Here is an 11,124-nt window from a genome sequence, read left to right as displayed (position 1 = left end):
TTGTTCGGGTGTTGGGTAAAATCGAAACGAATAGGCTTTTTCCATGTCTCACATTTTAGCATATATTTGGTAAATGCGCTAGTATTTAACGGTAAAGCCGTCGTAGAACGACGGGGTTTCAGACCCAAAATTTTCGATGACATCCTGTGCAGAAGCGACTTTTTTCTTGAGAAATTGCCCTAATGTCAAAATGGATGGAGACGGTGATGGAGTTCCCTGTGAAAGTCAATGGTGTGGTCAAAAATCCTCAGAAAAATGTTTGAAAAGTTCTCAAAATAACTAATTTGGTTTCCTCACCCCAATTCTCTCATTTAAAGAATCGGGGAAAAAACAATCAAGAAGCAGTAATCACGGGAGAATTAAGATATTGATAATTCCAGTCCGATTGTTGCCAAACGCGACCATCAAGGGCAATTTGTTCGATTAAACTAGCTAATCGTAAAGCTTTTAAAGCTTGTTCCCCACCGACGGAAGGTTGGTTCCCACCGCGCACACAATGAACAAAATGTTCTAATTCCGCGTGTAGAGGTTCAATATTGCTAGTATAAACCTTTTCAATTAAACCATCTTGACGGTAGAGAACTTGACCGTAATCAGTGCTATAGTTAGCGGTGGTTTGCCGGTGAATGAGGATTTCATTGTTGAGAAAATCCGCTTCCGTGAGAGAATTTTTACAGTGGGCTGCTAAACGGCGAATCTTGCGATGAGTCACCTTACTAGCGGTTAAATTAGCCACCACTCCATTACTAAAACCAAGGGTGGCAGTGACATAATCGAGATAACCGGAATCAGTGGCAGCGCGACTACCACTAGCGGTTAATTTCACCACAGGAGCGGCGACTAATTCTAAAATTAAATCTATATCATGGATCATTAAATCTAACACCACCGACACATCATTAGCGCGCTGGGAATAGGGACTCATGCGATGGGATTCAATCGCTAGAATCTCCTCGGTTTTCAAGACCTTCGATAACTCTTGGAAAGCGGGATTAAAACGCTCGATATGACCCACTTGCAGAATACAATCGTGATCGGCTGCCGCATTGACTAAAGATTCCGCTTCACTAATACTAGCGGCGATCGGTTTCTCGATCAAGGTATGTACTCCCCCTTGCAGACAGTCCATCCCGACTCGATGGTGTAACCGCGTGGGGACAGCGATACAAACCGCATCTACCCTAGGTAAGAGATCTAAATAATTTTCAAAAAAACGGACTCGGTATTTACTGGCAGTTTCCAGTCCCTTTTCGACGTTGACATCGGCCACCCCGACGAATTCCACGTCTTTTAATAAACTCAGGATGCGACTATGGTGTTGTCCCATGTTACCGACCCCGATAACCCCGACTTTAATCGGTTTGAGTTGATTTCTGTTACCCGGAAAGTTTGCTGGTTGATTGGACATGAATTTTAGACTCCTGTGTTCACACTCCTCACACCACTTGATTAAATTAATCAAGCTGATTTTGTCGATTAATTACCAAGATGGTATCATGGTTATCCAGATTCTGACACGATGTCGGTGTCAATGGCAGTTCTGAGAAGATTTTCTGATTTCACCTGCGGGTTTTCACTCCTAAATGCTTATCAAAACATCGTCCCTTAGTAGCGAGGACTACATTCAGCTAAATTTTAACTATGGACAACGCAACAGATTTTAACTCCTTACGGGGATTAAGTGTTTTTTTGCTAGGAATGATGGGGGCCGGCAAATCCACCCTGGGAGAGTTGCTTTCCCGACGTTTACAATATCGTTTTTTTGATACAGATATATTAATAGAAAGGGTCGCGGGAAAGAAAATTAAGGAAATTTTTGCCGACGAGGGAGAAGCGACTTTTCGGGAGTTAGAAACCCAAGTTTTGGCCGAATTATCCTCTCTGACTAAAACTGTGATTGCTACCGGGGGAGGGATGGTTTTAAAACCGATAAATTGGAGTTATCTTCGTCACGGTTTAATGATTTGGTTAGATGTTCCTCTCGAAGTCTTGGTTAAACGTTTAAAACAAGATACCTCTCGTCCCTTGCTTAAGTCCACTGATTTAGAAAGTAACCTGGAATTATTATTAGAACAAAGACGAGGACTTTATGCAGAAGCAGATCTTCGGATTGTTGTTTCTGACCTAGATACACCTACTGATATCGTTGAGAAAATTTTAACAGCAATACCGACGGTGATTAAAGATTTTCATCCAGAAAGGGATCATAACTAATGACAGCAGCTTCAATTTTTGATTTACCTGAACTAATTCCTGACCGAGAAATTCTGGAAATTTTGGCCCAAAGTCAGGCTATTCGTCTGGAAAGAATTATTTCCACTGGTCAAACCACTCCCATCGGTCAATGGTACGATCAATCTGACTTTGAATGGGTGATTTTATTACAGGGTTTTGCCGAGATTAGTTATGAGGATGGCAGCCAAGTTAATCTGCAAGCAGGGGATTATCTACTGATTCCTCCTCACCAAAAACATCGCGTCGAATTTACTAGCAATAATCCCCCTTGTATTTGGTTAGCTGTCTATTATCGCTAGGAAACTATAGTTTCTAACTATTGCCAGCGATCGAATAAATCGGTTAAAACGATATTAGAAAACAAAAAACCTTCGGGGTCGCTTAATCTGACCCTGCTATCCCCCTCAATTATTACTAAATTACGCTGTTTATGCGGCTCTAAGACCTCTAAAATTGCTTTTTTGATTTCCGAACCAAAATTAGCTTCAATGGCGGGTAAACTCACCCCTGACCCTAACCTTAACCCTAGCATTAAGGTTTCGAGAAGATCATCAATCAAACTATTTTTCTCCACGTCAATCTGACAGCCTTCTTTTACCCAAGCGAAATAGTCGCGACTTTTGCGCGGACGGGTAAAACGTTGTTGATGGAGATAACTAGCAGCCCCCATACCAAAGCCGTAATAGGGACGATTTTCCCAGTAAACTCGATTATGTCGGCATTGATAACCCGGTTTAGCATAGTTAGAAATCTCGTAATGTTGATAACCGGCTAAAGCTAGTTTTTCACCGGCTAAAACATACATTTTCGCCGTGGTTTCATCATCGGGTAAGGGTTTTTTTCCCGGTTGATACTGTTTACCGAAAGGAGTAACCGCTTCTAAGACCAAATCGTAACAGGAAAGATGGGCCGGTTGCAGTTCGATCGCTTTTTCTAGGGAATTTTCCCAATCTGTGAGGGTTTGTTGTGGCAATCCCGAAATCAAATCCAAACTATAGTTAACTATTCCCAATCCCTGAATTAATTCCACTGCCTGATAGATATCCTTAACGGTATGCGATCGACCAGAAACCTGTAATAATGGTTCTTGAAAAGCCTGTACTCCTAAACTTACCCGATTGACTCCCGCGCTAAGATAACCCTGTAATTGTTCTAAACTAAAGGTAGCCGGATCAATCTCCATAGAAATCTCTATATCAGCTGCAAAATCAAACTTTTTGGCTAAAGTATCCAGAATTGCCCCTAATAATTCCACCGGTAACAGGGAAGGAGTCCCCCCCCCAAAAAAAATTGTTTCTAGGGGTTTCCCGGTCCCCTGACTAAGGCTAATTTCTTCTTGTAATATTTCCCCATACTCCACCACAGGGGGAAAAGTCGCCGGATTGGTGCGATTACCGACGACAAAAATCGGGAAATCACAGTAAAAACAGCGCCGACGACAAAAGGGAATATGAATATAAACCGAGGTTACGGGGTGAAAATAGGACATTACAGCAGTTATCAGTGAACAGTGAACAGTAATCAGTGAACTCATACAGCCTTTCTCGTCAAGGTGAGGTACAGACTAACCCTTGCTAATCAAGTATTTTAGATGCAAGAACGAACCTCATCTATCTGAGAAACGCTGTAACTCGCATCCGATGACTGATAACTAATAACTGATAACCGATTCAAGGCTGACGACCGACGGCTGTAATTTCGTTTATCTTCGTTAAGATGTATTATGGCTGGGGAGAACATCTCCTAGAATGAAAGCAACTTTCCCGACACAAATTAGGAGAAGCCCACAGATATAATATAAAAGCATTCATACTCATTATTTTATCTACCATCATTCCCCCCTATCCTCTCTGGTATTATCCCTATGCTTGATGCCGTCATAATTTTATTATTCGTCTTCGCTATTGCCAGTATTGGTTATAGTGGTGTGGACTTGCTGCCGGTTACTGTCCAGTCGCAAATCACTAATATTGAAGCTTTACGCTGGTTATCGGCGGGTTTTGCCTCAATTATTGGTTTAGCTCTTGGTTTAGTTGCCCAAACTACCTATCGTCGTCTAGAAACCCAAGTACGGCAAACTCCGATCGAAGTTATTTTAACCCGTTCGGTCGGTCTAGTTATCGGTTTGTTGATTGCTAATCTGATCCTAGCCCCGATTTTCTTCCTACCGATTCCGGGAGAATTCTCGTTTATTAAGCCGATAATCGCCATTTTAGGCAGTATTATGTTTTCCTATCTGGGGGTTAGTTTAGCTGATGCCCACGGTCGCACTTTTTTGCGTCTGATTAACCCGAATAGTATGGAATCAATTTTAGTGGCAGAAGGAACCCTGCAAGCGGCCGCCACCAAAGTTGTTGACACCAGTTGTATTATTGATGGTCGTATCGAACAATTGTTAGACACAGGATTTATTGAGGGACAGATACTCATTCCCCAATTTATCCTTCAGGAATTGCAACAGTTAGCGGATGGCAGTAACGACCAAAAACGAGTTAGAGGAAGACGAGGATTAGACATCTTAAACCGGATGCAAGAAGAATTTCCCGATCGCATTATCATTCATCCGGCCGATTATGACGATATTAGCACCGTAGATGCTAAATTAGTCCATCTTGCCCAAGAAATTAACGCCACCTTGCTCACTAACGATTATAATCTCAGTAAAGTGGCCAATCTGCAAAAAGTCACCATCTTGAATGTCAACGATCTCGCCCAAGCAGTACGCCCGATCTACTTGCCCGGGGATACTCTGGATCTGAAAATTCTCAAAGCAGGAAAAGAACCCACCCAAGGCATCGGTTATCTAGAAGATGGCACGATGGTAGTGGTAGAAGAAGGAAAAGATTATCTAGGGGGAGAATTGCGGGTAGTGGTGACATCTGCATTGCAAACCTCTGCTGGACGGATGATTTTTGCGAAACCCCAAAATTCCCTGATTGCTTGAAGGGAATAAAAGCCAAAAAAGCCTCAAATACAGGGCCAGAGGGGATTGTATTTGAGGAATTTCATTTTTTAAGGGAAGTTAAGTCACCAATCGAACTATCTAGCCAATTGATACCTAATTAAGCTGGTTTATTGATTACAGCCATGGACTGACGAGCAAAACCGAAATAACTATCCCAGAATTGTTTCTGACTATCGAGGGCAACTTTGGTGGCGGTTTCTTGGGCGGTTAGGTAGGATTTCACCCATTCTTGTTGATATTCGAGGGATTTAACCAAAGTTTCTGGAAACTCAAACACTGGTGTAGTCGTGGGAACACCATTACCCCAAGCGGACAGAAGCAGTTTCTGCCATTCGGCTAGGTATTTTTGGTATTCTTCAAGATAATTGGTGTTCATAGAAGTCAAACCGCTAACTAACCCATCTGGAAGGAGATGGCGAGAAAGTGGGGCGGTGTTGCCACCTTCTCGAAAGCAAAACCGGTGCCGAGATAGAATACAATATTCCATCCCTTCCTTAATTATAACCTGAGTTTGCGATCAGCCCAAATCTTCATGCGATCGCCGTCAGCCCAGCCTATTTTTTTGGTGACTGGGAACTGACGCTAAAATAATCCTACTCTAGCCATTTTCTCCCAACTATGATCGATCGCCCTATTCATGTAATTGGTGGAGGATTAGCGGGGACTGAGGCGGCGTGGCAGATAGCCCAAGCAGGTATTCCCGTGATCCTGCACGAAATGCGCCCAATTCGCTCTAGTCCCGCCCACCATAGCCAATTTTTAGCCGAATTAGTCTGTAGTAACTCCTTTGGTGCCATGGCGGTGGATCGCGCCACCGGGTTACTCCATGAAGAATTACGACGCTTAAATTCTCTAGTTATTGCCCAGGCCGATCAGCACAGTGTCCCCGCAGGAGGGGCTTTAGCGGTCGATCGAGGGGTCTTTAGTCGAAATTTGACGGAAATGCTGGCTAACCACCCTCTAATCACCTTAAAACGTCAGGAGATCACTGAAATTCCCCGGGATGGTATCGTCGTTTTAACCACTGGACCGTTAACCAGTGCTGCTTTAGCCGCAGATCTGCAAAATTTCACCGGACTGGACTATCTGAGCTTTTTTGATGCCGCTAGTCCGATTATTCTAGGGGAATCGATCGATCGATCGATCGCTTTTCTGGCCTCCCGTTACGATAAAGGTGAGGCCGCCTATCTCAATTGTCCCATGGATCGGGAACAATACCTGCATTTCTGGCAAGAACTAAAACAGGCAGAACAGGCAGAATTAAAGGATTTTGAGCGAGAAAATGCCAAATTTTTCGAGGCTTGCCTACCAATCGAAGAATTAGCCTGTCGGGGAGAAGATACCATGCGTTTTGGTCCCCTGAAACCGGTGGGATTAGCGGATCCCAGATATCCGGATCAACGTCCCTACGCAGTTATACAGTTGCGAATGGAAGATAAAGCGGGGCAATTATGGAATATGGTGGGATTTCAAACTAATTTAAAATGGGGTGAACAAACACGAGTTTTCCGTCTGATTCCGGGGTTAGAAAAGGCCGAATTTGTCCGCATGGGGGTGATGCACAAAAACACCTTTATCAATTCTCCCCAGTTATTATCCTCCAGTCTCCAGTTTAAATCGCGACCGACGCTATTAGCGGCAGGACAGTTAATCGGGACGGAAGGCTATACGGCTGCGGCTGCTGGGGGATGGTTAGCGGGAACTAATGCAGCTCGTTTAGTTTTAGGATTAGAAACGGTGACATTGCCGACCACAACGATGATGGGGTCATTATTTGAGTTTATCAGCAGTGCCGAACCGAAACATTTTCAACCGATGCCGCCAAATTTTGGCATTTTGCCGAATTTTAGCCAAAAAATCCGCAATAAACGGGAACGTTACGGTCAATATGCCGATCGCTCTTTGCAGGATTTAGAAGCATGGTGGAATCAGCTAAAAACTCCCTGTCTCGTCTAACTGTCAATCGCTAAATCGATCGCCCATAATAGAGAAGGAACCTATTTCTTTCTCTATCGCTATGCCAAACCCCGATTTTTTCCCTCCCCAATCCTACAGTCAAGAGGATGTGCAGGAAATTCTCTATTTGGCTATCTCCCGTCAAGGGGATAAGGGAGAAATTACCCGTCAACAGTTGTTAGAAATTGCCGACGATTTAGCTATTGAAGTTAAAGACTTAGAAGCAGCGGAAAAGGACTGGCAAGAGTCAAAAATGCTCAGTTATAAGCGGCAGGAATTCGATCGCTTTCGTCGCGAGGAGCTAAAACATAAAACCGTTCGCTATCTGATTATTAATAGTTTTTTTCTTACCATTAATTTAATTAGTGCGGGAACAATTTCTTGGGCAATTTATATCTTTTTGCTGATGGGTTTACCTCTTTCTCTCTCGGCTTGGAAAACTTTTCAAAATCAAGGAATTGCTTATGAAGAAGCCTTTAAACGCTGGAAAATTAAAGAGGAAATGAAAGAATCTTTTAGCAATCTTTGGACTCAAATTAAAAAGTTTTTACAGTTTTAATATTGTTGAAAAAGGAAGATTTTTAAAGGGAAAACTATCTTCTAAAATCGGGCGTTACTTTCAATTTTTTCCCTCAATTCAAGTCTTTGGGGGGTAGAACCCCCGCGCATTAGTTTTTCGGTGGGATGCTTACACGCGGTTGTTCATATATTTGTCCCAGTTTAAGAGTCACTGATAATTGTTGATTGTCGGTGTTTCTGCAAATGTGAGATGCAGCCTTTTCGTGAACCACGGAGAGACAAAGGAGACAAAAAGGAGACAAAGTTGAGCTTTGCACGACTACTTACTGTCATCAAAAATATCTAACTGCTGGAGAGATGGGGAATTATCTGACTTAACCGGTTTAATTTTCTTAATTCCCTGACGCAAACCGATAGCAATTTTACTATGTTTTTCGATTTGACCCATCACCTGCATGGCACGATCGATCACAGAAGCTGGTAAACCGGCTAATCTCCCCGCTTCGATACCGTAGGATTTATCCGCGCCTCCCGGTCGTACTTGGTGCAAAAATACTATCTCATGGGGTAATTCCTTGACCGTTACCTGATAATTAGCCACATTCTCTAAGATTGAGGCTAATTCGTTCAGTTCGTGGTAGTGGGTGGCGAAAATCGTCCGCGATTGCAGTACCGTGGCTAAATACTCCGCCACAGACCAAGCTATGGATAAACCGTCAAAAGTGGCTGTCCCCCGGCCAATTTCGTCTAATAATACTAATGATCTCTCCGTGGCGTGATTGAGAATATTGGCAGTTTCGTTCATTTCCACCATAAAGGTGGATTGGCCGGTAGCGAGGTCATCCACAGCCCCCACCCGGGTGAAAATGCGATCGCAGATGGAGATTTTGGCCGACTTTGCCGGGACAAAACTGCCGGTTTGGGCCAACAATTGAATTAATCCCACCTGTCGCAGATAACAACTTTTGCCACTAGCATTGGGACCGGTGAGAATAATCAAGTCGGGGTATTCTAAACCCTCCTGATTGCCCAAATTAATCGAATTCGGCACAAAAAAGCCGGCCCCAAGCGATTGTTCCACCACGGGATGACGACCATCCTTAATATCGATAAGACGACCATCCGCAATTTCCGGGCGACAATATCCCTGATAAACGGCGATTTCTGCCAATCCGGCCAACACATCCAAAGCGGCGACTTTTGTGGCTACTTCCCGGATTTCTGGGGAAAATTCGGACACTTGACGGCGTAAATCGCTAAAAATCTCGTATTCTAACTTATTTAATTCATCTACTGCCGTCAGAATTATATTTTCTTTCTCCTTTAACTCGGTGGTGATATAACGTTCCTCATTGACTAAAGTTTGCTTACGCACATAATCTTTTGGGGCGAAATCGGCTTTACTGCGGGGTAAACTGATATAATAACCGAAAGTTTTGTTATAATTAACCTTAAGATTACTAATACCCGTTCTTTCTTTTTCTGTCGTCTCCAGATTCTTAAACCAATCGATTACTTCCTGATAGTCGCGCCGCAGGGCATCCAATTGGGCATCAATTCCCTCGCGAATCACCCCCCCTTCCTTCAGATGCAGCGGAGGAGATTCCACCAGATGCGCGATTACCTGCTGGCCTAATTTTTCTAAATCGGCGGGAATTTGCTGTAAAGCTTTCAAATAGGGCGAATTTCCTAAGGCGACCAAAGCCGCTAAATCGGCTAATTTGACTAAAGATGCCGCTAGGGAAAGTAAATCGCGCGCATTAGCTGTTCCTGCGCCAACACGACCGCTTAAACGTTCTATATCGTAGATTTCCCTTAATTTTTGCCGAATATCTTGGCGCAAGGAGGGATTATCCTTTAACTCTTGGATAGTATCTTGACGGGCGCGAATACCGCGAGAATCTAAGAGAGGTTGCAGTAACCAACGACGTAAAGCGCGACTACCCATGGCCGTACAAGTGCGATCGATCGCCCATAATAGAGAACCATAGAAGCTACCATCGCGCACCGTTTGGGTAATTTCAAGGTTGCGACGGGTTTGCCCATCTAAAATCAAAAATTCCGAGATAGAGTAGGTTTTTAAAGGTTGTAGGGGGACTTGATTGGCTTTTTGGGTATCTTCAATGTATTCTAATAGGCCTCCGGCAGCGCGAATAGCAAGGGGTAAATGTTCGCAGCCCATCCCCTCTAGGGAACGCATTTTATAGGTGATTAGGAGACGATTTTTCGCTTCTGTGAGAGTAAAGATAGTTTGGGGACGGAGAGAATAACAAAAACTATCGGGTAAACAGGGGGGGAGATGGTCGGATTTTTCCCCTGGGCGCAAAATACGGTTTAAATCGGGGGCATTGATGGGAAAAAGGATTTCCGAGGGCTGTAAACGGGTTAATTCTAGGCTTAAAGCCGTTAAATCGCTGGCTTGGGTGGTGTAGAATTCTCCGGTGGAGATATCTGCATAGGCTAATCCCCAATTTTCTCCGGTAATCACCACTGCGGCCAGAAAATTATTCTTTTTTGCGTTTAACATTCCCTCATCGGTGAGGGTTCCGGGGGTGAGCAGTTTGGTGATAGCGCGTTCTACTAGCCGTTTTTCGGCGGCTGCTTCCGTCGAATCCTCTACTTGGTCACAAATCGCCACCGCATAGCCTTTTTCCACCAATAAACGACTATAGCGCTCTAGGGCGTGGTGGGGAACCCCGGTCATCGCGACTCTCCCAATACCTTTACCCCCTTCCTTGCTGGTGAGAACTAATTCTAATTCTCTGGAGATAATCACCGCATCCTGAAAGAAACACTCGAAAAAATCGCCCACACGATAGAGTAAAAGGGCATTGGGATAGGTTTCTTTTACCTCCACATAATGCTGATACATGGGGGTGAGTTTACTGCGATCGAGTCCGCGATAATCACGATGGGGATCTTTATTGGTAGCCGGTGGTTCTAGGGGAAAATCCGAGGGGAGAGTCATGGGTCAAAGAAAGCTGGACAATGTTTTAATCAACTGTTCCCCACCGCTTGGCTGAGTGGGAAGTTTCTGACGCTTCTTCGTCGATGGCGGTTGCCTCATACTTCCGCACGAGGAGAACCACTTAATGGTTCCCCTTCCTGTACCTTCCCCACTCCCCTAGGCTGAGAGTGGGGACTGACGCAGGTTCGTTCAATCAAAAATTGAACGGACAAAAATGTTGACATCCTCGCCGCCGTAAAACGGACGGCGATTCCTCACCACGCCACTTTTTTAGGGTGGTCGCTGAACGGGGTTGACGCTTCACAGGAAGGATACTGCTACTTTAGCGGTAGTCTTATGCCTTCCTCCACGTCCATTTTGAGTGTCCGAATGCCCTCCGGCCACTTTGAACAAGTCGAAAAAATCTCATGTTCAACCTTATTTCCTAGAAAGTTTTACTCGTTCAAGGCCGAATTTGAAGTCTTTTCTGAACGAAACCCCC

Annotated in this window: 10 protein-coding genes and 1 pseudogene; 6 read left to right on the top strand and 5 right to left on the bottom strand. The window is 44.2% G+C overall.

The window, feature by feature from the left end; all coding sequences use genetic code 11:
- A partial coding sequence (locus IM319_RS22450) for a helix-turn-helix domain-containing protein (protein WP_353737100.1) occupies positions 1-45 on the bottom strand: 45 nt, incomplete at its 3' end.
- A 91-nt stretch (positions 46-136) separates the two neighbouring features.
- Here IM319_RS22450 and IM319_RS07975 point away from each other — a divergent pair.
- Positions 137-283 (top strand): annotated as a pseudogene (locus IM319_RS07975) (excalibur calcium-binding domain-containing protein); the annotation flags it as partial.
- Between the two features lie 51 nt (positions 284-334).
- Here IM319_RS07975 and IM319_RS07970 read toward each other — a convergent pair.
- On the bottom strand, positions 335-1,408 hold the full coding sequence (locus IM319_RS07970; protein ID WP_151695534.1) for a Gfo/Idh/MocA family protein: 1,074 nt from the start codon (positions 1,406-1,408) through the stop codon (positions 335-337).
- Positions 1,409-1,641: 233 nt separating this feature from the next.
- On the opposite strand from IM319_RS07970, the gene IM319_RS07965 reads away from it, so the two are divergent.
- Entirely contained in the window at positions 1,642-2,214 is a 573-nt protein-coding gene (locus IM319_RS07965) for a shikimate kinase (protein ID WP_287735218.1), read from the top strand.
- The gene (locus tag IM319_RS07960; RefSeq protein ID WP_287735217.1) at positions 2,214-2,534 is read left to right on the top strand and encodes a cupin domain-containing protein; all 321 of its coding nucleotides are present in this window, start codon (positions 2,214-2,216) and stop codon (positions 2,532-2,534) included. Before IM319_RS07965 ends, IM319_RS07960 begins: the two co-directional genes overlap by 1 nt.
- A gap of 17 nt (positions 2,535-2,551) precedes the next feature.
- Here IM319_RS07960 and hemW read toward each other — a convergent pair whose 3' ends face one another.
- Positions 2,552-3,724 carry a radical SAM family heme chaperone HemW gene (gene hemW, locus IM319_RS07955; protein WP_287735216.1) on the bottom strand — a complete coding sequence of 391 codons (1,173 nt, stop codon included), beginning with the start codon at positions 3,722-3,724 and terminating at the stop codon, positions 2,552-2,554.
- Positions 3,725-4,099: 375 nt separating this feature from the next.
- Here hemW and IM319_RS07950 point away from each other — a divergent pair, with 375 nt between their 5' ends.
- On the top strand, positions 4,100-5,179 hold the full coding sequence (locus tag IM319_RS07950) for a PIN/TRAM domain-containing protein (protein ID WP_287735215.1): 1,080 nt from the start codon (positions 4,100-4,102) through the stop codon (positions 5,177-5,179).
- Between the two features lie 118 nt (positions 5,180-5,297).
- Here the strand turns inward: IM319_RS07950 and IM319_RS07945 are convergent, their stop codons facing one another.
- Positions 5,298-5,576, bottom strand: a complete 279-nt coding sequence (locus IM319_RS07945) for a hypothetical protein (RefSeq protein WP_043995783.1) — start codon at positions 5,574-5,576, stop codon at positions 5,298-5,300.
- 242 nt (positions 5,577-5,818) lie between these two features.
- Here IM319_RS07945 and trmFO point away from each other — a divergent pair, with 242 nt between their 5' ends.
- Together trmFO and IM319_RS07935 are read left to right on the top strand one after the other, a co-directional pair.
- Complete coding sequence (gene trmFO / locus IM319_RS07940; RefSeq protein ID WP_287684711.1) at positions 5,819-7,156, top strand: FADH(2)-oxidizing methylenetetrahydrofolate--tRNA-(uracil(54)-C(5))-methyltransferase TrmFO; 1,338 nt, start codon at positions 5,819-5,821, stop codon at positions 7,154-7,156.
- 61 nt (positions 7,157-7,217) lie between these two features.
- Positions 7,218-7,715, top strand: a complete 498-nt coding sequence (locus IM319_RS07935; protein WP_286825985.1) for a 2TM domain-containing protein — start codon at positions 7,218-7,220, stop codon at positions 7,713-7,715.
- Positions 7,716-7,994: 279 nt separating this feature from the next.
- On the opposite strand, the gene mutS is transcribed toward IM319_RS07935, so the two are convergent.
- Positions 7,995-10,643 carry a DNA mismatch repair protein MutS gene (gene mutS, locus IM319_RS07930; protein ID WP_286825984.1) on the bottom strand — a complete coding sequence of 883 codons (2,649 nt, stop codon included), beginning with the start codon at positions 10,641-10,643 and terminating at the stop codon, positions 7,995-7,997.
- Between the last annotated feature and the right edge of the window lie 481 nt (positions 10,644-11,124).

The organism is Microcystis sp. M113S1 (assembly GCF_020246945.1).
Taxonomy (GTDB): Bacteria; Cyanobacteriota; Cyanobacteriia; order Cyanobacteriales; family Microcystaceae; genus Microcystis.
The sequence above is the reverse complement of the archived record's forward strand: the minus strand, read 5'-3'. Positions and strand labels throughout refer to the sequence as shown.